Here is a 22,207-nt window from a genome sequence, read left to right on the forward strand (position 1 = left end):
GCCGGAGTGTGCGGCGCACGGGTTCCGTTACGTCCTTTGCTGCTCGACGGAAGCGAAGGAACGAAGAGATTCAGTGCCCGCCGCTGACCGTCAGGACATGTCCTGTGATCGCGCCTGCATTCTCGGACGCGAGGAACGCCACCGCCGCGGCGACCTCGGCCGCTGTCACCAACCGGCGAAGCGGAGTGTGTTCGACGAGCTCGGCGACGACATGCGGGGCAATCGTGGCGCCTTTCTCGGCGGTCAGGCCGGGAGCTACGAGATTGACCGTGACTCCTGCCGGCCCCAGCTCCCACGCCAGCGCGCGTGAGGCCGCAGTCATCCCGCCCTTGGCGGCGATGTACGAGACATCGGACTGCATCGAACCGTCGACCAGATCGGTGGAGACGGTGATTATTCGTCCCCAGTGGTGGTGGGCCATTGCCTGTGCGCAATGCCGAGTGATCGCTAAGGTGCCCTCGAGATTCGTGCGCACAAGCGACGCCCAGTCCATTGTGGTCTGGTAGAAAGGCTCCGCCTGCTCGACATTGTCTGGCCAGGCCACCGCATTGTTCACCAGCACACCCAGAGGGCCGAGTTGGGCGTGCATCCTTGCGATCGTCGGAATCACCGAGTCCGGATCGTCCAGCACCGCTGGGACGGCCCTTGCGGCTCCGCCCTCGGTGTTGATCTCATCTACGACTTCCTGTGCCCGTGTGCTGTCACCTCGATAGCCGACTCCGACGGCGAACCCGGATCGGGCCAGAGCAAGGCAGATATGTCGTCCGATGGCGCCGGCGCCGCCGGTGACCAAAGCGCTACGGTGTTGTTCCGGTGCGGAGGCCGTCACGAAATCGGCTTCCCCTCGCTGGTGGACCATTTCGCCATCAACTCGTTCGACGGCAAAGTCTTGTCGACCAGCTTGCGTGCTTGTTCGATTCCTGCCACAGGAAGTCCGGTCGGTTCCAGCAAGCCGATCTGCACCAACACACCGGCCTGATCCCAGTAGATATGTTCGTTGCAAAGCTTGTCGCCTTCGATGGTGACGATGGCCACGAGGGGGATCTCCACATACTTGCCGGTGGGCGGGATACCGGGAAGAAGCCAATCCATCTCTCGATCATGTGTGAAGCACAGCAGCTGTTCTTCGACAATCCGGTTGGCACCGACGGTACGAGACAGGGTGATGGACTTCAGGTCGGAGGGATTGGTAGGGACGAAGTGGTAGGCATAGAACCGGGACAGATCCTTCTGTCCCACTCCGCCAGTAAGTGTCGGGATGTGGTTGACGTACGGTTCGTCGATCATCGTCGCCATGGTCGCGGGCACATCGCGGGTGACGAATTCGTGGTAGACGTGATTGTCCCAGATCGCGTTGAGATCGTATCGGGGGCCGATCGTGTTGCGTAGCACTGCCAGTGTTCGAGCGTAAGCGAGGTCGGCTGCAACCGGATCGAATACGTCTCGTCCGGTCGTGCCGAACGCGTGGTCTACACCGTCGTAGTCGTAGATCTGCACAAGATCGTTGTCGGTAAACGCTGCACGGATAGCGGTTCGCGCCGGCTCGGGGCAGAATGCGTCCAGCTCGGCCAGGTGGAATGAAGTCGGCACCTGCAGGTTCTTTGCCTCGTCGAGGTGCTCATGTACGCCGACACCGTAATAACTTACCGCGCAGTCGATGTCGAGACGGACCGCCGATAGATAGGACAGTAACCCGCCCATGCAGTATCCAACGATGCCAACCCCCCCGGCCTGATTGTCGAACGCACGCAGGGTGCGAATGGTATCGGCGATGTCGTCGATCGCGGTGTCATTGTCGAGCGCATCTCGAAGTTGCAGTCCGCGGGCAACGCCGTTGTCGTCGTAACCCAGTTCCACGCGCGGTTCGGATCGCCAGAACAGGTCCGGCACGAGCACGACATAGCCTTCTCGGGCGTACAGCTCGGCGGTTTCGCGCATGTAGTCGTTGACGCCGAAGATCTCCTGTAACAAGACCAGGCCGGGTCCGGATCCCTGCTCGGGTTCGGCGAGGTAGGCGGCGAATGTTTCGCCAGAGGCCTTAACGATATCGATGTACTTACCCATGGAAGTTCCAGATCCTTCTTCGAGGCCGTTGTCTGCGGTGCTCGGGGCACTGCATCCACGGTGGTGATGTACTTACTGCTGCACCGTCGTCGCCGGTTCGAGGGTGTCTTCTACGGTTTGGTGTCCGTGGTTGTCGGTGTAGGCGGCTTCTTGGTAGAGGTCGAGTGCGTGCATGACGGGGAAGTCGTTGAACGAGAACAGGCACGCATCGTTGCGGTCGTCGTCGTTGGCGTGTTCGTGCCAGGCCCACGAGGGCACGCAGAAGATGTCGTTTTCCTGCCAGTCGAACCGCTGCCCGCCGATGATGGAATGACCGCGGCCCTTGGCCACGTGGTAGATCACCGACCCGGTGTGCCGATGCGCGAGCGTGGCCTGACCGGGACGCAGCAGCTGCATGTGCGCGCCCATCGTCGGCATGACCGAACCGCCGGTGAGCGGGTTGACGTACTCCATGATGATGCCGTCGTACGGTGATCCGTCGGAGACCTCCGCGCGGGCGAGCAACGCCTCGTAGGTGCGTTCCCACGGGTAGGCCAGCAGCGGGGAGTAACGCTTGTTCCATCCGCGGTCGGCGGGGGTGAGGATCCCGGACCCGTACTCGCGCAGCGAGGTGTTGACGACTTTTCCGGGTTGCTGATGCAGCTCCGGATGCACGGCGTAGAAGTTCGCGTCGAGTGTGTTGACCAGGGGGATGTCGAGTCCGTCCTGCCAGATCACCGGGGAGCTGGCCGAATCGTTGCCGTGTTCGTGCCAGGTGCCACTCGGGGTGATCAGGAAATCCCGCGCTCCGGCCTCGAGTCGGTCGCCGTCGACGATCGTCCACGCTCCTTCACCTTCGATGACGAACCGCAGCGCGGAGGCTGCGTGTCGGTGTGCGGTCATCGACTCGCCCGGGTTCATGATCTGCAGTCCGGTGTAGAGCAGACCCACGGCCGCACTGAGGTCCTTGCGGCCGTCGTTGACCAGCATCACCACCCGTCGGCCGGCATCGTCACCGGAGACCAACGAGGCCGATTCGAGCACCGACGGTCGCAGCTGCTCATAGCGCCACAGCATCGGCACCGATTTCGGTTGTGGATACCACGGCTCGATGTCGTTGGCCACCGTCCACAACGCTCCGGCGCCCATCGTCTCGAGCCGGCGGTAGAACTGCACCAACTCGTCGGTGTCCTCCACGCGGGACCGGCCGAGGATGTCTTCCCTCATATCAGCAACTCCTTCCACAACGAGAGTTCAGCTCGATGATGACAGCGAGGATGTGCCGAGACTACCAAGATTTGATCAAATTTCCACCCCTTCTGTGACGGGATGGCGGTGTTCATCCCTTCCTGCAAAGAACCATTTCTGGAAACTGACACTTCAGCTGCTAGGTTCGCGGAATGAGACCCGGGCGAGAACCCGCTACCGACATTATTTGATCAAATCTATGATTCGCGATTGATCTGGCGAACAACCCAGGTAGGCCTTCCGAACTTGCACGAACAACCGAGTTGAAGGCCGCAGCCGATCCCCAGAAACACTCCTGGACGGGAGAGTCGACAATGGAGGTTCTCGCTGAAAGTCGTCCAGTAGTGCAAGTGCAGCTCTGGACCTGCTCGGTTCCAAGCTCATGCCAGGGATGCTTGCGAGCTTGTCGAAGTCCACAGACATTCCGTCCTCATCTCGCTGCGCCTCTACCTCTGAACTGGGGAAACGCCGAGATGAGAGGGTTCACCGACACGAATACGGAAACCGATACTGACTCGTAGAACCTACACCCGCGAAGCGAAACCGCACGATAACTTGACGCGACCCCTTGTCACTCATGGTTTGTGCGAAGTCGGTGCTGCTAATTGTCAATTACGCACCGCCAGCCTCGAAACCCAAGGTGAGCGCGTTTTCTGGACCGGGACGGTGCCGGAGACCGGCCGATCGCGTCCATAACTTTGCAGAACCAGGGGCAGGTCTGACAAATATTGTTCGTAGCGACAACGGCATTCAGCATCGGTAGACGACCCCGAGTCTGCTGTGTCGCTCGCTCGATCCGCGCCTCCGTGATGTGACGTCACCCGCGGTCGGTCCGCGCAACATTTATGTGCTTGGTGCGGAACCACATCCAGCTCCCCACGCCGGCCACCGCGACGACAAGGCCAACGATCGCCAATGCCGACGGCCCCCATTCCACGACATGCTCGGACACGGAAGCGCCGGCGTGGGGCCCGGTCGCGAACGTCCACTGACAGCGGGATGCGACGATCCCCACCCACTGCTTGTCGGCGCTCGCTGAGGTCGCTACCACTGCCTCGGAGCCGGTCATGTGCGATGTCAGTCGAGTCATGCACACCTCGGTCGGTGCGGTGATGAAGAAGGCAGCGACATACAAGATCAGGCCGACGGCGACACCTGCCAGCGCGAACACCCGGACGATATCGGTGTCGAGACGTGTCTCGGAAAGTCACAGGGATCCCCTCAGCAGCGACGTTGCGGGTAGGGGTCCACCTACCGCCCCAGAGGCGGAGCGACCAGTTCTCCGAAAGGCACCTTTCCGAGACTAGGGTCATCGTCGCTCGTGCACCCCGAGGTAGACGTTTGTCCGTGTCCAGCCCGTCTCGGAGCGCTCGATCGCGTCCACGACCTTGCAGGACCAGCCGGATGTCTGTGGGAATGTTGAATATTCGTGAGCGAAAGTTCCCGACAGCCGATACCGCCACTGCTCAAGGTTGGGGAACAGTGCGGTTATGAATGACTGTCGTGACGAGATTCGGACCTGCGTTGACCACGACGAGGTTGACCACGACGAGTATGGAGAGGACGGCGTCGAGACTCCGTCCAGGGGCCGTATTCCACAACGCCTCGCGACACCGAACGCACCGACAATGCTGAGCAGCCACCCTGCTGTCTGAGCGCGCTTGACCCGACGCGTCGGACGCACCGGATACATGCCCCACAGATAAGGAAACCGAGAGCCGAAATTCAGTCGAGCGGCTGCCACGGCTGCCCATTTATGGAGCAGACAACCGAGGACTGTGGCCAGCACACCTACCAGCACAATCGCCTCCTTCCCTCGCTCGCGTCCTGGTCCCAGCCTACGGTCCGACTGTCCTTCACCGGCGCGGGGAGCCGACAAGGACATCGACAGGGAATCGGAATGACGATCTTCGATCGTTCACGATGTCGTCCGCGCCGGTCGGCCGTCACATTGTCAAACCCACCGTCCTGGTGGTGGTGTCGGTCGGAGCCAGGGAACTACGGGCGTGAAACAAACGGTGAGCAGGTAGGTGGCGGCACCGGCGCATCAGGTGACAGTCACCGCTGTTGATGAGGTCCGTGGCGTCCGCATCACCGGAGGCAACCCGCGCTCATCGTCGGCCCGGGCTCCAACAAGTCGCCGGTCTACGTGCCGAAATGCACGTAGACCGCGGGGAACTGCGTGCCCTCGGCACCGTCGGGGGAGCGCAGGGTGCGGCGCAGCATGCCGTCGGTGTTCTTCGGGATGCGCCTGCTGCCGCGCGCGGTGTGGCGGCGTCTGCCGCGCTGACCGTCGGCGTGCAGTTCTCGTCGCCACGCGGCGTGTCGCCACGACAACTGCACGTTCGAGAGGCGGTCAGCTGCGGCGGGATTCGAGCAGCCGCAACCAGATCTCGCTGATGGTGGGGTAGGACGGCACCGCATGCCACAGGGCGTCCAGCGGCACCTTCCCGACCAGGGCGATGGTGGCGGCGTGGACGAGTTCGGCGACCTCCTGACCGACGAAGGTCGCGCCGACGAGGGTGTCGGTGGCGCGGTCGACGACGAGCGCGGCGTGGCCGGCGTAGTCGTCGCGGGCGAGCGAGGCCCCGGCGACGTCGATGTCGGCCTCGAGGACCTCGACGTCGAGTCCGTCGGCGCGGGCCTGCTCGGCGGTGCGGCCGACCGCGGCGATCTCCGGGACGGTGAAGATCACCTGCGGGACCTGGCCGTGGTCGGCGCTCGCCCGGAATCGTGACCCGTCGGTGGGGCGGTTCTCGGCGCGGGCGGCGATGACGTCCCCGCACACCCGCGCCTGGTATTTGCCCATGTGGGTCAGTGCGGCGCGACCGGCGATGTCCCCGACCGCATACAGCCACTGGCCGTCGACCCCGTCGACGGTGAGATCGTCGGCGACGGTCACCTTCCCGTCGGTCAGGCCGACAGTGTCGAGACCGAGCCCGTCCACGGCGGGGCAGCGGCCGGCGGCGACGACGATCTCGTCGACCTCGACAGTGCTGCCGTCGGACAACTCCACGGTGGCGGGACCGCCGTGGATGCGGCCGACGCCGGTGTCCTTGACGTCGGGGCGCTGCACCGAGCGGATCTCGGTGCCGTAGCGCACATTCAGGCCCTTGTGGGCCATGCGGGTGGCGACGCGTTCGGCGGCGAACGGCTCCACGCGCGGCAGCAACCGGTCGCCGCGCACCGCGAGGGTGAGTTCCTCGACGCCGAGTTGCCGCAGCCAGGTGGCGGTTTCGCAGGCGACGACACCGCCGCCGACCACCAGCACCCGGCGGGGGACCTCGAGCAGGTTCGTCGCATCGCGGGAGGTCCACGGCAGCGCGTCGCGCAGCCCGGGCAGGTCCGGGATCGAGGGCAGCGTGCCGGTGGCCAGGACGACGGCGTGCCGGGCCTGCAGGCGCCGCTCGCCGTCGGCACCGGAGACGGTGATGGTGCGTTCGCCGTCGAGGCGGCCGTGGCCGCGCACGACGTCGATGCCCGCGCCCTCGGCCCAGTCCACCTGGGAACTGTCGTCGCGGTTGTGGGTGAAGCTGTCGCGGCGGGCGAGTACGGCCGGTACCTCGACGCCGTGGGCGCTGATCTTGTCGGCGACGCCGGGCATGTTGCGGGCGGTGGTGAGCACCTGGGTGGGGCGCAGCAGGGCTTTGCTGGGCATGCAGGCCCAGTAGGAACATTCGCCGCCGACGAGTTCGTGTTCGACGAGCACCGCGGTGCGGTCGCTGCCGGCGATGGCGTACTGGGCGGCGTTCTCCCCGGCCGGGCCCGCGCCGAGGACGATCACGTCATAACTGTCGGATTCCGCTGTCGGACCGCTCATCCGTCCACGATAGGCGCGGCCGAACCGTCGGCGGGCCGGATCGGGGGCGACGGTCCGGTTCGCGAAGTCCGCCCGTTCGTGCAGGTCAGCGGCGGCTCAGCGCAGATGCGGGGAGTCGGCGTCGAAGATCAACCCCATCGGGGCGAGCACCCGCACCACCTGTTCGGCGGTCCACTCGTCGAGATCGCACAGCAGCACCGACCGCCACGGGGTGACGATCACCGGACGTTCGACGGCGGCGAGGAATTCCGCCAGTCGTGCGGGAAGGATCCCGCCGGGCAGCCCGCCGGCGAGGGTGACGGCCCCGTCGGGCTGGTCGAGCCACCCGATCGGTGGCCGCGGCTGCTCCGGTACCGGTTCCGGATCCCCGGTGGGGTCGGTCGGTGGGGTGAGCAGCGCCTCGGCGGCGTCCTGCGGGTCGACGCGCACCCCGGTGTCGGCGCCGTCGCGGATCACCGCGAAGCGGCCGTCGGGGCGGGCGAGGACCGCGACGGTGGAGGCGAGGGCGACGATGTCGCCGGTGCCGTCGTCGAGCCCGAGGACGGTGCCGGCCGCCACCGGCCGGTCGTCCAGGCGCGCGATCACCGTGGCGGTGAGTTCGCGCAGGTCGTGGTGTCCGCCGATGCGGCCGCTGAGCGGGGAGACGAGAAGCCGTGCGCGGGTGGGCACGTCGACGGTGAGACCGGCGGCGGTGACGGCCGCGCTGATCGCGGCGTGGTCGCCGCGCACCCGCAGCTGGGCATGGGCGGTCAGGTGCAGTTCGCCGCCGCCGTGGGTGTGGGCGAGTTCGGCGAGCACCTGCACCTGCGCGGAGGTCAGGTGCCCGGCGGGCAGGTGCACGTCGACAGCGGTATCGGCCATGACCGCCAGCGTAGAACGCGGCGCCGGGGGGACGAGCGGTGCCGTGAGACCGGGCGGTTTGTAGGGTGGTGGCCATGCCCGAGTCGACGACCCCCACCTTCGCGGACCTCGCCGCCGCCAAGTTCGTGCTGCTGACCACATACCGCAAGGACGGCAGCGCGGTGGACACCCCGGTGTGGGCGGCGCCCGACGGGAACCGGCTGCTGGTGTGGACGGTCGCCGACGCCTACAAGGTGCGGCGACTGCGCCGCGATCCGCGGGTGTCCCTGGCGATCTGCGACGCGCGCGGCAACCCGAAGTCGGCGGCGGTGCCCGGCACCGGGGAGGTGCTCGACGCCGACGGGTCGGCGCACGCCCGGTCGCTGATCGCCCGCAAGTACGGGCTGCTCGGCCGGATCATCGTCGGCGCGAGCGTGGTGCGCCGCGGCCGCACCGGCACCGTCGGGTTGGCGTGTGTGCTCGATCCTGCCGACGAGAAGCTCGGCGGGTAGGCGTCGTGGCTCGTTCTCATACCTATCGGTCCCAGGCGATCGCGGTGGCGCTCGCAAGCAGCCCGCTGATCTCCAGCGGGAGTCGCTGGAAGTGGTTGCGCCGCGCCGGTGTCGACGCCGCACCGCCGAGCCTGATCCACACCGGCGTGGTGGTGCAGGGCCTCGGCCGGCTCACCCTCGGCGCGGGCTCGTTCGTCAACCACGGTTGCTATTTCGACACGGTCGCCGACATCACCCTCGGGCAGCGGGTGTTCCTCGGCGACCACGTGCGGGTGCTCACCAGCAGCCACCGCATGGGCACCGCGGAACAGCGCGCGTCGACGCTGACGGGGGAGCCGGTGACCATCGGCGACGGCGCGTGGATCGGCTCCGGTGCGGTGGTCATGCCGGGCGTGAGCATCGGCGCCGGTGTGGTGATCGGCGCGAACTCGCTGGTGACGAAGGACTGTGCCCCGCACACGCTGCATCTGGGCAGCCCCGCCCGGCACGTCCGCGACCTGGACTGACCCCGCACCGGCAGCCCCGCCCGGGTCGTCCGATCCCGTAGGGTCCGTGGTGATCTCGGCCTCACCTGCGGGGCGGAGCCGATCGAACCCAGTTCAGGAGAGCGCATGTCCGTGCACGAGTACACCGTGGCCACCGCCGACGGCGGCAGCGAGGATCTCGCCCGCTTCGCCGGCCGGCATCTGCTGATCGTCAACGTCGCCAGCAAGTGCGGCCTGACCCCGCAGTACGAGGCCCTCGAGGCGCTGCACCGCGAGCTGGGCGAGCGCGGCCTGCAGATCCTGGCGTTCCCGTGCAACCAGTTCGGTGGTCAGGAACCGGGTAGTGACAGCGAGATCCAGGAGTTCTGCCGCGTGAACTTCGACGTCACCTTCCCGGTGTTCGCGAAGGTCGATGTCAACGGCGACGACGCGCACCCGCTTTACCGGCACCTGCGCGCCGAGGCTCCCGGTGATTTCGGGCCGCAGCACGGTTTCCTGTTCGAGCACGTGAGCAAGACCCGTCCGGAGGCGATCGGCACCGACGAGGTGAAGTGGAACTTCACCAAGTTCCTCGTCGACCCGCAGGGTGCGGTGGTGCGCCGCTTCGAGCCGACGGTCACCCCCGAGGAGATCGGCAAGGAACTCACCGACCTGCTCTGAGCCCCTACCGGGTCCGATCGATGGACGTCACCGACCGGACCGGAGGTCAGTGGGCGGCGCTGACCGAGGACATGTGGAAGTCGGGGATGCGCACCGGCGGCATCGCGGTGCGGGTGAACCAGTCCTTCCACTCCCGCGGCAGGGTGCGTTCGGTGGCGCCGATCTCGGTGGCGCGGCCGAGCAGATCGACCGGGGATTCGTTGAACCGGAAGTTGTTCACCGCCGCCCGCACCTGCCCGTCCTCGACGAGATACACCCCGTCGCGGGTCAGGCCGGTCAGCAACAGCACCGCCGGATCGACCTCCCGCAGGTACCACACGGTGGTCAGCAGCAGACCGCGTTCGGTGCGGGCGATCATGTCGTCCACATCGGCGGTGCTGCCACCGGTGAGCAGCAGATTCTCACCCGGCGCCGTGGGGGTGGCCCCGAATTCGGCGGCTGCGGCCCGCGGATACGCCAGCGCGTGCAGGGCGCCGTCGCGGAGCCAGTCGACCCGCGAGGCGCTCATCCCGGTGTCGAACACCGAGACGCTGTCGGTGGAGGCGGTGGCGACCACGAACGGCGCATAACCGAGCCCCGGGGCGGCCGGATCGGACGTCAACGTCACCGGCAGCGCGGCGATCTGCTCGCCGAGGCGGGGTCCGCCGGGCCCCGCCCACACCGACCGGCCCTCCTCGGCGCCGCGCCCGTCGAGGGACCACAGCAGCGGGATCATCAGGTCCGCGACCACCGAGGGTGGCAGCAGCGTCTCGTACCGTCCGGCGGGCAGGTGGACGCGGGTACCGGCCCAGTCCATCCGCCGCGCCAGTTCGGCGCGCAGCGGATCCATCGCGATGTCGGTGAAGTCGACGGTGCCGGCGCCGACCCAGGCGCTCGCCCCGGTCAGGCCGCCGCGTTTGCAGTTGATCTCGAGCGACCCGTCGCGTTGCACCCAGCGGCGCCGCACCCCGGTGGAGGTGCCCAGCCACATCGTCGTGGATTGGTGGTGGGCGAATCCGTAGAGGGCGTCGGTGTCGTCGAAGCCGGCGGCGAGCCCGTCGAGGAGCGGGGCGAAGACCTCGACGTCGGTGCCGACGGCCTCGTCGCCCCACTGCGGGTCGGTGTCGTCGCCGTCGATCAACGGCATCGCATCCGGGGCCGCCGGGGCCTGCTGCGCGGCCGCCCACGCCGCGGCAACCACCGCGCCGATGTCGTCGGCGTCGACGATCGGGGCGCTGACCACCCCGCAGTGCGCCCCGTCGGGGGTGCGGCGGATCGCGAGGATCGTGGCGCCGCGGGCACGGGCGGAGCCGTTGGTGGTCATCGAACTGCCGGCCCACCGCAGCGACGCCTCGGCACTGTCGGTGACCATCACGATGGTCTCGTCGGCAGGCGAGGTCGCCAGGGCGGTTTCGACGAGTCGGTCTCCGGGGATCATCGGCCACCTTCCTGCACCGTGTTGAGCACGTTCACGCCGCGCACCAGCACCGACGGGCAGCCGTGCGAGACGGACGCGACCTGCCCGGGTTGCGCCTTGCCGCAGTTCATCGCGCCGCCGAGCTGCCAGGTCGACGCGCCGCCGACTGCCTCGAGGGCACCCCAGAACTCGGTGGTCGACGCCTGATAGGCCACATCGCGGACCTGCCCGGCGAGCCGGCCGCCGCGGATCCGGTAGAACCGCTGACCGGTGAACTGGAAGTTGTGCCGCTGCATGTCGATCGACCAGCTGCGATCGCCGACGATGTACAGCCCGTCGTCGACCCCGGCGATCAGATCGGCGGTGCTGCGATCGACGCTCGGATCGGGTCGCAGCGACACGTTCGCCATCCGCTGGATCGGCACGTGATGCGCCGAATCGGCGTAGGCGCAGCCGTTCGAGCGGGCCACCCCGAGCTTCGGGGCGAACGCCCGGTCGAGTTGGTAGCCGACGAGCACCCCGTCCTTCACGAGATCCCAGGACTGGGCGGCGACCCCGTCGTCGTCGTAGCCGACGGTGGCCATGCCGTGCGGTTCGGTGCGGTCGGCGGTGACATGCATGACGTCGCTGCCGTAGCGCAGGCTGCCGAGCAGGTCGGGGGTGGCGAAGGAGGTGCCGGCGTAGGCGGCCTCGTAGCCGATGGCGCGGTCGTATTCGGTGGCGTGCCCGACCGATTCGTGGATCGTCAGCCACAGATTCGTCGGGTCGATCACCAGATCGGTGCGGCCCGGGATCACCGACGGGGCCTGCGCCTTCTCCGCGAGCTGCTCGGGCAGTTCGGCGAGCTCACGGCTCCAGTCCCACCACCGGTCCGAGGCCACATACTCCCAGCCGCGGCCGGCCGGCGGGGCCAGGGTGCGCATCGACTCGAAGGTGCCGGCCGCACGGTCGACGCGGGTCGCGTCGAGGTCGGAGTGGATCCGCACCCGCTGCTGGGTGATCGTCGACCCGGCGAGATCGGCGTAGAAGGTCTGTTCCTTGACCAGCGTCAGATTCGCGGCGACGTGGTCGACGCCGTCGGCGTCCTGCAGTCGCCGCGAACGGTCCTCGAGCAACGCGATGCGCTCGGCGGCGGGGACGGTGAACGGGTCGATCTCGTACGGCGAGACCCACACCGCGTCCCGGTGGACCGGTTCGTCGGCCCACTGCACCGGATCCCGGTTCAACGCGCGCAGGGTGCGGGCGACCGCGACGGCGCGGGCCGCGGCGTCGGCGGCGCCGTCCGGGCCGGGCACCGGATGCGACGCGAATCCCCAGGTGCCGTCGAGCAGCACCCGCACCGCCACCCCGCAGTCGCTGTCGTCCACCGCCGCCTGCAGGGCGCCGTCGCGCAGGGTGCTCGTCCCGGTCCGGATCCGATGCACCCGCACATCGGCGTGACTCGCGCCCGCCGCCCGCGCGACCGTCAGGCCCGCGTCGGCGGCCGCGTGCAACGGCAGGGCCAGGAAATCGTCGTCCACCGCATTCACCCGCCCACGGTAACGCCGGGATGTGCGGCATCGGGGTTGCCGCACCGAGCCCCGCGGGGTGGTTCAGCCGAACTGTTCGATGCCGAGGCGGATCACCATGGCGATCACCACGACCAGCAACACCACCCGCACGAACCCGGCGCCGCGGGCGAGCGCCATCCGGGAGCCGAGCACCGAGCCGGCGACATTGCACACCGCCAGCGCCGCCCCGAGCGCCCACCACACGTGCCCGCCGACGGCGAACAGGACCAGCGCCCCGAGATTCGAGCCGAAGTTGAGCACCTTCGCCATCGCCGCCGAGGTGACGAACTCGCTGCCGAGCATCGCCGCGAACACGATGATGAAGAAGGTGCCGGTGCCGGGCCCGAGGATCCCGTCGTAGAAGCCGATCACCGCCGCGGCCGTGACCACGACGGTGGCCAGCCGCAGCGTGGACGGGCGGCGGGTGCTGCCGGTGCCGAGTTTCGGGCGGGCGGTGACGAACACCGCCACCGCGACGAGCACGACCATCACGATCGGGATGAACACCTCCCGGTCGATGAGCGAGACCGCCGCCGCCCCCGCCGCCGCGGCCAGCGCGGCGACCAGGGCGGCGGGGCCGAGCAGCGACCAGCGCAGCGGGATGCGCCGCGCGAAGGTCAGCACCGCCGCGCCGGTCCCGCAGATCGCGGTGAGCTTGTTCGTCGCCAGCGCCGCCTGTGGCGTCAATTGCGGGGCGACGAGGAACAGGGCGGGCAGCAGGATCAGCCCGCCGCCGCCGACCACCGCGTCCACCCAGCCGGCGGCTGTCGCGGCGGTCATCAGCAACGCCCAGTCACCTGCAGTCATGGCGGCCATTCGATCACGCGCCGCATCCGCGGGTCGGGTGCGGGAGCAAAACCGGTGGCCCGTTCGTTGACCGGACAGAAACCGCCGACGGAAGGAAGTCCCGCCGTGTACCCGTTGTTGTTCGTGCTCTACGTCGTGGCGGAGATCGCGGTGCTGGCCTGGCTCGGCTCCACCCTCGGAGCCCTGGCCACCGTGTTGATCTTCCTCGGTGTCAGCGCCGCCGGTTATCTCGTGCTTGCCGCCCTGGGTCGCCGCGCGCTGCGCAACCTCGGTGAGCTGCGCGGCGGCCGGGCACCGCACGCGAATTCCCCGGAGCGGGTGCTCACCGACGGCGCGCTCATCGGCGCCGGCGCGGCCCTGGTGCTGATTCCCGGCATCGTCAGCACCGTGCTCGGGGTGCTGCTGTTGCTGCCGTCCCGCGCCGCGCTGCGTCCGGCGGTGCGCACGCTGGTCGCGCGGCGGGCCCGCGTCACCGAGTTCTCCGCGCAGCGGCTGGTGGTGGTCGACGGGCAGGTCGTCGATCACAGTGTCGTCGGTGGTGCCCCGCACCTGACCGGTGGTGCGGCCGTGACCGAGCAGGTCGACGACCGTGGCACCGTGCTCGAAGGGGAGATCGTGGAGACCCCGCGCCGCCACGAGGAGCGGTAACGGGCAGACTGGGCACTCGTGAGCCCTGCACCGCACACCCAGCTTCTCGTCGGCGTCCGCATCTACAGCGCCAGCGCCCCCGATGCCACCGCGATGGCCGTCACCGACGGCACGGTCGTGTGGGTCGGGCAGGACCGGCCCGGCCGCGCCCTGCACCCGGACGCCGAGATCGTCGATCTGCACGGCGCGTTCGTCGCCCCCGGTTTCGTCGACACCCACGTGCACACCACCAGCCACGGCCTGGCGTTGACCGGGCTGGATCTGACCGACGCCGTCGACCGCGACGACGCATTGCGCCGGGTCCGCGCGCACGCCGATGCGCACGACGACGCGGTGATCTGGGGGCACGGCTGGGACGAGACCCGCTGGCCCGACCCGACGCCACCGACCACCGCCGACCTCGATGCCGCCGCCCCGGCCCGGCTCGTCTATCTCGGCCGGATCGATGCGCATTCGGCGGCGGCGTCGAGCGCGTTGCGGGCCGTCGCCGAACCCCTCGACGAGCTGGCCGGCTTCGATCCGCAGCAGCCGCTGACCGCCGCGGCGCATCATGCGGTGCGCGGCGCCGCCCGCCGCGGGCTGACCGCCGCGCAGCGTGCCCGCGCCCGCCTGGCGGCCCTCGACGATTTCGCCGCGCACGGTTACGTCGCGGTGCACGAATGCGCCGGCCCCGACATCTCCGGGCTCGACGACTTCACCGAACTGCTCGGCACCGACCATCCGGTGCAGGTGCGCGGCTACTGGGGTCAGGCGGCGCGCACCGGCGAGGAAGCCGCGGAGCTGCTCGCCGAGACCGGCGCCGATGCCCTGGGCGGGGATCTGTTCGTCGACGGGTCGATCGGTTCGCACACCGCCGCGCTGGCCCGCCCGTACGACGATCTGCCGGACTGCTGCGGCACCCGCTATCTGACCGAGGACGAGCTGACCGCGCACGTGCGCGCGTGCACCTCGGCGGGCATTCAGGCCGGTTTCCACGTCATCGGTGACGCGGCGACCACCGCCGCGGTCGCGGCCTTCGAGGCGGTCGCCGCGGAGGTCGGGGGACCGGTGCTCGCCGCGCGCGGGCATCGGCTCGAGCACGTCGAGTCGTTGACGGTCGCGCAGGCGGAGGTGTTGTCGCGGTACGGGGTGATCGCGAGCATGCAGCCGAGCTTCGACGCCCTGTGGGGCGGGGCGGACGGGATGTACGCGCAGCGGCTCGGCGCCGACCGCGCCGCGGCGTTGAACGCGTTCGCGCCGCTGGCAGCGACCGGGCTGGCGTTGGCGTTCGGCTCGGATGCGCCGGTGACGGCGCCGCAGCCGTGGCCGATGCTGCGGGCGGCGGTGCACCACCGCACCGAGGGCAGCGGGATCTCGCCGCGGGCGGCGTTCGCCGCCGCGACCCGCGGGGCGTGGCGTGCCGGTGGGGTGCGTGACGGTCTGGCCGGCACCCTCGATCCGGGTGCGCCGGCGTCGTATGCGATCTGGGAGGTCGGGGAGCTGGTGGTCAGCGCCCCGAAGGATTCGGTGCAGCGATGGTCGACGGATCCGCGGTCCCGGGTGGCGCCGCTGCCGGATCTCGCCCCGGGCACCGCCGATCCGGTGCTGGTGCGCAGTGTGCACCGCGGCCGGGTCGTGTACGCGCGGTGACCGGCCGGCCCCTCGCGACGGTCACCGTGCGGGCGGTGCGTGTCGTCGCGCTGCGCGCGCTGCTGGCCGTCGTCGCGGGAGTTTTGCTGTTCGCGTCGTTCCCGCCGCGTCCGCTGTGGTTCCTCGCCCCCGTCGGGATCGCGCTCCTGGTCGGTGTATCGACTGCAGTACCGATGCGGCGACGCGCCGGGTTCGGCTACGGCTATCTCGCCGGCCTCGGATTCCTGGTGCCGCTACTGCCCTGGATCGGCGTCTATGTCGGGCCGTTGCCGTGGTTGGCGCTCGCCGCCGCCGAGGCGGTCTTCGTCGGCCTGTTCGGGGCGCTGGTGGTGCACCTGCGGTCGCTGCCGGTCGCGCCGTTGTGGATCGCGGCGGCGTGGAGCCTGACCGAATGGTTGCGCTCGAGCGTCCCGTTCGGCGGGTTCCCGTGGGGTCGGCTGGCCTTCGGCCAACCCGACGGTGGGTTCGTCTCCCTAGCCGTCGTCGGCGGCGCCCCGCTGGTGTCGTTCGCCGTGGCCGCGACCGGCGCCGGGCTCGCCGCCCTCGCCCTGACCGCCTCCCGCCGTCCCCGCCCCGTGCGGGCCTGGACGGTGCCGGTCGCGGTGACGCTGCTCGGTCCGCTGCTCGCCGCGGCGGCGTGGCCGCTGGTGCGCACCACCACCGACGAGTCGTCGACGGTGACGGTCGCGGCGATCCAGGGCAGTGTGCCGCGCCTGGGCCTGGACTTCAACGCCCAACGCAAGGCGGTGCTCGACAATCATGTCGCCCGCACCCTCGTCCTCGCCGAGGACGTCGCCGCCGGACGGGCCCCGGCCCCGGATGTGGTGATCTGGCCGGAGAACGCCTCCGATATCGACCCGCTGCGCAACGCCGATGCCGCACGCGACATCTCCGCCGCGTCCGCCGCGATCGACGCGCCGATCCTCGTCGGGGCGGTGCTCGTCAACGACGACCGCACCACCACCAATTCGGTGATCGTGTGGGACGCGCAGACCGGTCCGGGGGAGCGGCACGACAAGAAGATCATCCAGCCGTTCGGCGAATACCTGCCGTGGCGGTCGTTCTTCCGGTTGTTCTCCGAGTACGCCGACCGCGCCGGCCATTTCGTGCCCGGCGACGGCGACGGCATGGTCACCGCCGGCGGCATCGACATCGGGGTGGCGACCTGCTACGAGGTGGCCTTCGACCGGGCGTTCCGCGACTCGATCGACGCCGGCGCGCAACTGCTGGCGGTGCCGACGAACAACGCCACCTTCGGCGACACCGAGATGACCTACCAGCAGCTGGCGATGTCGCGAGTGCGGGCCGTCGAGCACGGCCGGGCCGTGATCGTCGCGGCGACCAGCGGGGTCAGCGCGATCGTCGATCCGGCCGGTCGGGTGCAGCAGAGCACACCGTTGTTCGTGCCCGATGCCCTGGTGGCGCAGGTGCCCGTGCGCGCAGACGTTACGCTGGCTAGTCGGCTCGGAGTGGCGCCGGAGCTTGTGCTCTGCGCCGCGGCCGTGGCCGCCGCCGGTTTCGTCCTGGTGCGAGGACGGCGGGAGAAGGCCGGTGCGGCAGCTCGCACCAGCACCGGCGCAGCAGGAGCACCGGCCGGTGGCCGGTTCGACAAGGAGGACCTCTGATGGCAGCGGCGACGCCGGCCGGGAACGACAGCGCACCCAGCGCCCGCACCCTGGTGATCATTCCGACCTACAACGAGCGGGAGAACCTCGGTCGGATCATCACGCGGCTGCACGCTGCGCTGCCGCACACCCATGTCCTCGTCGTCGACGACGGCAGTCCCGACGGCACCGGTGACCTCGCCGACGACCTCGCCGCCGCCGACGAGCGCATCGCGGTGCTGCACCGCACCGAGAAGAACGGTCTCGGTGCCGCCTACATCGCCGGTTTCCGGTGGGGGCTCGAGCACGGCTACACGGTGCTCGTGGAGATGGACGCCGACGGCAGCCACGCCCCCGAGCAGTTGCACCTGCTGCTGGAGAAGGTCGACGCCGGCGCTGATCTGGTGCTCGGCTCCCGTTACGTGCCCGGCGGCACGGTGGTGAACTGGCCGTGGCACCGCGAGGTGCTCTCCCGCGGCGGCAACATCTACTCGCGTCTCGCGCTGGGGGTGTCGATCCAGGACATCACCGGCGGCTACCGCGCCTACCGCCGTGAGGTGCTCGAGAAGCTCGACCTCGACGCGATCGCCTCGCACGGCTACTGCTTCCAGGTCGATCTGGCGTGGCGCACCCTGCAGGCCGGATTCACCGTCGCCGAGGTGCCCATCACGTTCACCGAACGGGAAATCGGCGAGTCGAAGATGAACGGCAACATCGTGCAGGAGGCCCTCGTGCGGGTCACCGTGTGGGGGCTGCGCAGCCGTCTCGCGCGGTTGCGGGCACTGCTGGGCCGCTGACTCGGCCCGCGCGGCCGGGATACCAGGCGCTGTGCGGCCGAGGCGCTAGGCGCTGTGCGGCCGAGGCGCTAGGCGCTGTGCGGCCGAGGCGCTAGGCGCTGCGCGGCCACGGCCAGCGGGCGTCGAGTTCCTCCCCGAGCCCCAGTCCCGCGCACAGCCGGCGGATGGCGCTGCAGTCCTGCACCACCGGCCGGCCCTCGGTCACGGCGATGGTGTCGGCGACCAACTCGTCGCCGCCGGGGATGTTCTCGCGCGCGATGATCGCCGCCCAGGTGGAGGTGTCGGCGCCGTTGAACGCCGCGACCGCGGTACCAAGCGCGTCGAGCAGCCGCACCCGATCGGTGTCGTCGAGTTCGGTGAGCACCGCAGTGAGCAGCCCACCCGCGAGGGAGGCGTGGCACAGCTCGTCGCGGCGGTGCACCGTCACCGTCGCGCGGTTGACCGGTTGCAGCTCCGGGTCGGTGGTGAGCAACGCCAGATAGGCGCTGATCGAAGTCTCTGCGACGGTGGTGAACGCCAGCTGCACCAGCGCCGCGTCCCGCGGGGTCTCGGCGTGCGCGACCGCGGCGCGATGCTCGCGCACGGTCGGGCACGGCGGCAGCACCGACTCCTTCAGCGCCCAGCCGCGGCGGCGGCGGGTGAGCACGTTGGCCTGCTGGTGCATGAGGGTGTGGTACTGCTCGTCGACCATCGCCTGGAGCCCCCCGGTGACCACCGTGTCGGACGGGCCGATACCGAAGGCGTCCTCGGTGATCAACGCGAAGCCGGGGTTGACGACGTGCTGTTCGATGTCGACGACGCTCTTGTTGTAGGCGATCCACGCCCAGGCCCGCAGCCGCGCCTGTTGTTGTTCGTCGAGCGCGAGATAACGCGGATGCTCGGCGAAGGGCAGCATCTGCTCGGGATAGTCGGCGCGGTCCGCCTCGAACAGCGCGTCGAGGTCGACCTCGGGTTTCTTGACGGCGGCGCGGCGCGGCCACGAGCGGGTCAGCCCGGCGATCACCGCGCTCTCCGCCGGATCGGACGGGTCGTACTGCGGGAGTTCCGGCGCGCGCAGCTGCGGGCCGGGGATGTCGGATTCGTTCATGTCCGGCTCCTTTCCTCGCTCGGACCGCCGACCGCGCCCGGATCGCGGGGCAGTGCCGCGAACAGCTGCCCGCACAGCTGCGTGGCGGCGGGTTGCCCGTCGCCGAGCGCGGCGCGGGCCCGGTCGAGCAGCGCCGCGAAGTCGGGCAGGGCGTCGGTGGCGGCGTCGAGATCGGCGACCGCGCCGGCGAGGGCGCGGCGGGCGGTGGCGGCGTACGGGTTGGTGAGCTGGATGTCGTGGTAGACCTCGGCGGTGCCACCGGAAACGCGGGCGAGCAGCGCGCGCAGCACGGTGTGCGGGGGCGCGGCGACCCGCGCGGCGGCATCCGGCACGTCGAGCCGGTCGAGGGCGATACCGAACGCGAGGATCGCGGCGTGGGTGAGCACCTGCACGGCGGCGGTGATCCGGTCGTGTTCGTCGGCGGTGGTCTCGACCACGGTGGCACCCCAGTCGCGCAGCGCCGCGACGAACTCGGTCACGACCGGTGCGTCGTGGTGACGCACCGCCACCACGGGCCGGCCGGGCAATCCGAGATCGGGGGCGAACATCGGGTTGATGCCGAGCGTGGGGGCGCCGGGCCGGTAGGTGTGCAGCGCCGCGGCGATCGGGGTCTTCACCGACAGGGTCTCCACCAGCAGGGTGTGCGGGGGCAGCAGCCGCGCGAGCACCGGCAGGGCGGCACCGGCGACGACGTCGGGGACGGCGAGGACCACGATGTCGGCGCCGTCGAGTGCCGCGGCGAGGCGGGTGTCGGGGGCGGTCAGATCGGCGCGCAGCATCCCGGGTGCAGCCGGGGCGGCGGCCGGGTCGACGACGAGCACCTGACGGCCGGCCTCGCGCAACGCCGCGGTGAGCAAGGCGCCGACGGCGCCGCATCCGCCGGCGACGATCACCCGGCCGGGCGTGGTCACGGCCCGGCCCGCCCCGGCAGCACCGGTGGCCCGTCGACGAGATCGTCCGGGTCCGCGGAGCCGACCTCCCCGGATCCGTTGGTCGGGGTGGTGTCGCGGGCCGCGGCGAGGCAGCGGCGCATCACCACGGATTTGACGAGGGTCTCGTCGAGTTCGTCGTCCGGATCGGACAGCGCCACGATCGCCCCCCCGATCCCGAAGGTGACCTCGTGGGCGGTGGCGACGAGGGTGCGGATGACCACCGACAGGTCGGCGGCGCCGGTCGGCGACAGATATCCGATGGCCCCGGAGTACACCCCGCGGGGGCCGTCCTCGAGCTTGTCGATGATCTCCATGGTGCGCAGCTTCGGGGCACCGGTCATCGATCCGCCGGGGAAGGCGGCGCGCACACAGTCCACCGCCGAGACGTCCGGACGCAGCGTGCCGCGCACCGTGGACACCAGCTGATGCACCGCCGCATAGGTTTCCACTGCGAACAGTGCCGGCACGTGCACCGAGCCGGGCACGCACACCCGCGACAGGTCGTTGCGCACCAGATCGACGATCATCAGGTTCTCGGAGCGGTCCTTTTTGCTGGCCCACAGTTCGTCCCGCAACGCGGCGTCCTCGCCGGGGGTCCGGCCACGTGGGCGGGTGCCCTTGATCGGTTTCGATTCGACGGTGCCGTCGGCGTCGATCCGCAGGAACCGTTCCGGGGAGGCGCTGAGCACCGCGACCTCGGGGAAGTCGAGCAGCGCACTGTAGGGGGTGGGGCTGATGCGGCGCAACGCCCGATAGGTGCTCAGCGGGTCGATGCCGCCGTCGACGGTGACGGTGTTCGTCAGACACACCTCGTAGGTCTCGCCGCTGCGGATCTCGTTCTGGCACTGGGCGATCAGATCGAGATAGCGCTGCGGGGAGTGCCGCAGCCGCAGTTGCGGGCCACCGTCCGCGCCGATCAGCGGCACCGGGATCTGCTCGTCGGTCACCGGTTCGGGCAGCGCCGACAGGATCGCGGCGGTCGCGTCGAACCAGGCGAGGGTCTCGGGATCGTCGGTGTCCTCGGTCAGGGCGAGCAGGTAGCAGCAGCGGTCGTCGTGGTCGACGATCACCGCCCGGTCGGCGAAGACCAGCGCGGCGTCGGCGTAGGGGGAGGTGTGCACGAGTTGCGCGCCGGCGTCGGCCTTGAGTTCGTAGCCGAGATACCCGACGTAGCCGAGCGCGAACCCGAACGGCAGGTCGTCGCGGGCGGCGGCGCGGCGCTCCGCGAGGCGGGCGGTGAGATGGTCGAAGACGGGGCGGCGGTGTTCCTCGACGGTGCCGTCGGCGCGGTGTTCGCGCACGATGCCCTCCCCGACCCGGTAGGTCAGGTAGTCGGCGCGGGGTCCGGCGCCGTTGCCGAGGACGGTGAACCGCGACTGCGGCTCCAGCGCGGCGCTGCCGTCGAGCCAGAAGCCGTGCGGGCCGGCGGCGAAGAGCGCCTCGTACACCGCGGACGGGTCGGGGTGCAGCGGCAGCCGGCGGCTGGCCAGCAGATAGCGCGGAGCCGGTTCGGGTACCGGTTCCGGATCGACGGGGGCGGTGACGGTGATCGGGCTGCGCGGCGGGGTGGCGTCGCGGAAGTTGGCGAGCAGTTGCGCGCCGTGGGCGGTGCCGATCGATTCGGGATGGAACTGCACCCCCCACAGCGGCCGGTGCCGGTGCGCGACGGCCATGAGCAACCCGTCCGGGGTGTGGGCGGTGGCGACGAGCTCGTCGGGGACGGGGTCGGCGATCAGCGAGTGGTAGCGCACCGCCTCGAAGGGCGACGGCAGCCCGGCGAACAGGCCGGTGCCGTCGTGCAGGATCGGGCTGGTGCGGCCGTGCACCGGTTCGGGGGCGGTGATCACGGCGCTGCCGAACAGCTGGCACAGCCCTTGATGGCCCAGGCACACCCCGAGCAGCGGCACTTCGGCGTCGGTGAGGGCGCGGGCGCTGATCCCGAAGTCCCTGGCCCGGTCGGGTCGGCCCGGGCCGGGGGAGATGACGATGTTGTCGAACGGTTCGGCGACGAGCTCGTCCCAGCTGCGATCGTTGGTGAGCACCCGCGGCGGGATGCCGTTGACGCGGGTGATCAGGTCGTAGAGGTTGTAGGTGAACGAGTCGTAGTTGTCGATCAACACCGTGCGGATCGGTCGGGGCGCGGACACGA

Annotated in this window: 20 protein-coding genes; 7 read left to right on the plus strand and 13 right to left on the minus strand. The window is 69.8% G+C overall.

The window, feature by feature from the left end; translation table 11 throughout:
* Nucleotides 1–70 precede the first annotated feature (70 nt).
* The 7 genes from IM25_RS18345 to IM25_RS18375 all read right to left on the minus strand — a co-directional run bounded on the left by IM25_RS18345 (nt 71) and on the right by IM25_RS18375 (nt 7,972).
* Nucleotides 71–829, minus strand: a complete 759-nt coding sequence (locus IM25_RS18345; RefSeq protein WP_157741807.1) for an SDR family NAD(P)-dependent oxidoreductase — start codon at nt 827–829, stop codon at nt 71–73.
* Nucleotides 826–2,064, minus strand: coding sequence for a dienelactone hydrolase family protein (locus IM25_RS18350; protein WP_033098824.1), 1,239 nt, complete (start codon nt 2,062–2,064; stop codon nt 826–828). The genes IM25_RS18345 and IM25_RS18350 overlap by 4 nt, the downstream gene beginning before the upstream one ends.
* Before the next feature lie 72 nt (nt 2,065–2,136).
* A complete protein-coding gene (locus IM25_RS18355) occupies nt 2,137–3,270 on the minus strand; it encodes a cupin domain-containing protein (RefSeq protein WP_065996238.1) in 1,134 nt (377 codons plus the stop codon).
* 838 nt (nt 3,271–4,108) lie between these two features.
* Nucleotides 4,109–4,381 carry a hypothetical protein gene (locus IM25_RS18360; RefSeq protein WP_157126969.1) on the minus strand — a complete coding sequence of 91 codons (273 nt, stop codon included), beginning with the start codon at nt 4,379–4,381 and terminating at the stop codon, nt 4,109–4,111.
* 1,055 nt (nt 4,382–5,436) lie between these two features.
* Nucleotides 5,437–5,634: a hypothetical protein gene (locus IM25_RS18365; RefSeq protein ID WP_033098282.1), complete on the minus strand. Its 198-nt coding sequence runs from the start codon at nt 5,632–5,634 to the stop codon at nt 5,437–5,439.
* 13 nt (nt 5,635–5,647) lie between these two features.
* Nucleotides 5,648–7,111, minus strand: coding sequence for a dihydrolipoyl dehydrogenase family protein (locus IM25_RS18370; RefSeq protein ID WP_033098283.1), 1,464 nt, complete (start codon nt 7,109–7,111; stop codon nt 5,648–5,650).
* Between the two features lie 96 nt (nt 7,112–7,207).
* Nucleotides 7,208–7,972: a precorrin-3B synthase gene (locus IM25_RS18375; protein WP_033098284.1), complete on the minus strand. Its 765-nt coding sequence runs from the start codon at nt 7,970–7,972 to the stop codon at nt 7,208–7,210.
* 74 nt (nt 7,973–8,046) lie between these two features.
* Between IM25_RS18375 and IM25_RS18380 the strand changes: the two genes are divergently transcribed.
* The 3 genes from IM25_RS18380 (at nt 8,047) to IM25_RS18390 (ending at nt 9,608) form a co-directional block, all read left to right on the plus strand.
* Nucleotides 8,047–8,463 (plus strand): PPOX class F420-dependent oxidoreductase, encoded by a 417-nt coding sequence (locus IM25_RS18380; protein ID WP_033098323.1) that lies wholly within the window; start codon nt 8,047–8,049, stop codon nt 8,461–8,463.
* Nucleotides 8,464–8,468: 5 nt separating this feature from the next.
* On the plus strand, nt 8,469–8,969 hold the full coding sequence (locus IM25_RS18385) for an acyltransferase (RefSeq protein ID WP_033098285.1): 501 nt from the start codon (nt 8,469–8,471) through the stop codon (nt 8,967–8,969).
* Nucleotides 8,970–9,074: 105 nt separating this feature from the next.
* Complete coding sequence (locus tag IM25_RS18390; protein ID WP_006550017.1) at nt 9,075–9,608, plus strand: glutathione peroxidase; 534 nt, start codon at nt 9,075–9,077, stop codon at nt 9,606–9,608.
* Between the two features lie 46 nt (nt 9,609–9,654).
* On the opposite strand, the gene IM25_RS18395 is transcribed toward IM25_RS18390, so the two are convergent.
* The 3 genes from IM25_RS18395 to IM25_RS18405 all read right to left on the minus strand — a co-directional run bounded on the left by IM25_RS18395 (nt 9,655) and on the right by IM25_RS18405 (nt 13,361).
* Nucleotides 9,655–11,025, minus strand: a complete 1,371-nt coding sequence (locus IM25_RS18395; protein WP_065996239.1) for a metallopeptidase TldD-related protein — start codon at nt 11,023–11,025, stop codon at nt 9,655–9,657.
* Nucleotides 11,022–12,533, minus strand: coding sequence for a TldD/PmbA family protein (locus tag IM25_RS18400; protein ID WP_033098287.1), 1,512 nt, complete (start codon nt 12,531–12,533; stop codon nt 11,022–11,024). The genes IM25_RS18395 and IM25_RS18400 overlap by 4 nt, the downstream gene beginning before the upstream one ends.
* Before the next feature lie 63 nt (nt 12,534–12,596).
* On the minus strand, nt 12,597–13,361 hold the full coding sequence (locus IM25_RS18405; protein WP_033098288.1) for a TSUP family transporter: 765 nt from the start codon (nt 13,359–13,361) through the stop codon (nt 12,597–12,599).
* A 105-nt stretch (nt 13,362–13,466) separates the two neighbouring features.
* Between IM25_RS18405 and IM25_RS18410 the strand changes: the two genes are divergently transcribed.
* Genes IM25_RS18410 through IM25_RS18425 form a run of 4 tightly spaced genes read left to right on the plus strand, consistent with a single transcriptional unit; the run spans nt 13,467 to nt 18,039 of the window.
* Nucleotides 13,467–14,009: an FxsA family protein gene (locus IM25_RS18410; protein WP_033098289.1), complete on the plus strand. Its 543-nt coding sequence runs from the start codon at nt 13,467–13,469 to the stop codon at nt 14,007–14,009.
* Nucleotides 14,010–14,027: 18 nt separating this feature from the next.
* Nucleotides 14,028–15,638: an amidohydrolase gene (locus tag IM25_RS18415; protein WP_065996241.1), complete on the plus strand. Its 1,611-nt coding sequence runs from the start codon at nt 14,028–14,030 to the stop codon at nt 15,636–15,638.
* Nucleotides 15,635–17,263, plus strand: a complete 1,629-nt coding sequence (gene lnt, locus IM25_RS18420; protein WP_065996552.1) for an apolipoprotein N-acyltransferase — start codon at nt 15,635–15,637, stop codon at nt 17,261–17,263. The genes IM25_RS18415 and lnt overlap by 4 nt, the downstream gene beginning before the upstream one ends.
* Complete coding sequence (locus IM25_RS18425; protein ID WP_006554797.1) at nt 17,263–18,039, plus strand: polyprenol monophosphomannose synthase; 777 nt, start codon at nt 17,263–17,265, stop codon at nt 18,037–18,039. The genes lnt and IM25_RS18425 overlap by 1 nt, the downstream gene beginning before the upstream one ends.
* A 91-nt stretch (nt 18,040–18,130) precedes the next feature.
* Here the strand turns inward: IM25_RS18425 and IM25_RS18430 are convergent, their stop codons facing one another.
* From IM25_RS18430 to pabB, 3 genes are read right to left on the minus strand one after another with little or no spacing between them, the layout of a single operon-like run.
* On the minus strand, nt 18,131–19,126 hold the full coding sequence (locus IM25_RS18430) for an AurF N-oxygenase family protein (protein ID WP_065996243.1): 996 nt from the start codon (nt 19,124–19,126) through the stop codon (nt 18,131–18,133).
* Nucleotides 19,123–20,037 carry a prephenate dehydrogenase gene (locus IM25_RS18435; RefSeq protein WP_033098292.1) on the minus strand — a complete coding sequence of 305 codons (915 nt, stop codon included), beginning with the start codon at nt 20,035–20,037 and terminating at the stop codon, nt 19,123–19,125. Before IM25_RS18435 ends, IM25_RS18430 begins: the two co-directional genes overlap by 4 nt.
* The gene (gene pabB / locus IM25_RS18440; RefSeq protein WP_033098293.1) at nt 20,034–22,205 is read right to left on the minus strand and encodes an aminodeoxychorismate synthase component I; all 2,172 of its coding nucleotides are present in this window, start codon (nt 22,203–22,205) and stop codon (nt 20,034–20,036) included. Before pabB ends, IM25_RS18435 begins: the two co-directional genes overlap by 4 nt.
* Nucleotides 22,206–22,207: the final 2 nt, after the last annotated feature.

This window comes from Rhodococcus sp. p52, from assembly GCF_000763325.2.
In the GTDB taxonomy this organism is placed as follows: Bacteria; Actinomycetota; Actinomycetes; order Mycobacteriales; family Mycobacteriaceae; genus Rhodococcus; species Rhodococcus pyridinivorans.

Excerpts from the sequence above, each read along its gene's own strand:
- IM25_RS18350 (WP_033098824.1), bottom strand. The coding sequence starts at position 2,064 with ATGGGTAAGTACATCGATATCGTTAAGGCCTCTGGCGAAACATTCGCC.
- IM25_RS18425 (WP_006554797.1), top strand. The coding sequence starts at position 17,263 with ATGGCAGCGGCGACGCCGGCCGGGAACGACAGCGCACCCAGCGCCCGC.
- IM25_RS18355 (WP_065996238.1), bottom strand. The coding sequence starts at position 3,270 with ATGAGGGAAGACATCCTCGGCCGGTCCCGCGTGGAGGACACCGACGAG.
- IM25_RS18390 (WP_006550017.1), top strand. The coding sequence starts at position 9,075 with ATGTCCGTGCACGAGTACACCGTGGCCACCGCCGACGGCGGCAGCGAG.
- IM25_RS18360 (WP_157126969.1), bottom strand. The coding sequence starts at position 4,381 with ATGACTCGACTGACATCGCACATGACCGGCTCCGAGGCAGTGGTAGCG.
- IM25_RS18375 (WP_033098284.1), bottom strand. The coding sequence starts at position 7,972 with ATGGCCGATACCGCTGTCGACGTGCACCTGCCCGCCGGGCACCTGACC.
- IM25_RS18380 (WP_033098323.1), top strand. The coding sequence starts at position 8,047 with ATGCCCGAGTCGACGACCCCCACCTTCGCGGACCTCGCCGCCGCCAAG.
- IM25_RS18405 (WP_033098288.1), bottom strand. The coding sequence starts at position 13,361 with ATGACTGCAGGTGACTGGGCGTTGCTGATGACCGCCGCGACAGCCGCC.
- IM25_RS18395 (WP_065996239.1), bottom strand. The coding sequence starts at position 11,025 with ATGATCCCCGGAGACCGACTCGTCGAAACCGCCCTGGCGACCTCGCCT.
- IM25_RS18370 (WP_033098283.1), bottom strand. The coding sequence starts at position 7,111 with ATGAGCGGTCCGACAGCGGAATCCGACAGTTATGACGTGATCGTCCTC.
- IM25_RS18430 (WP_065996243.1), bottom strand. The coding sequence starts at position 19,126 with ATGAACGAATCCGACATCCCCGGCCCGCAGCTGCGCGCGCCGGAACTC.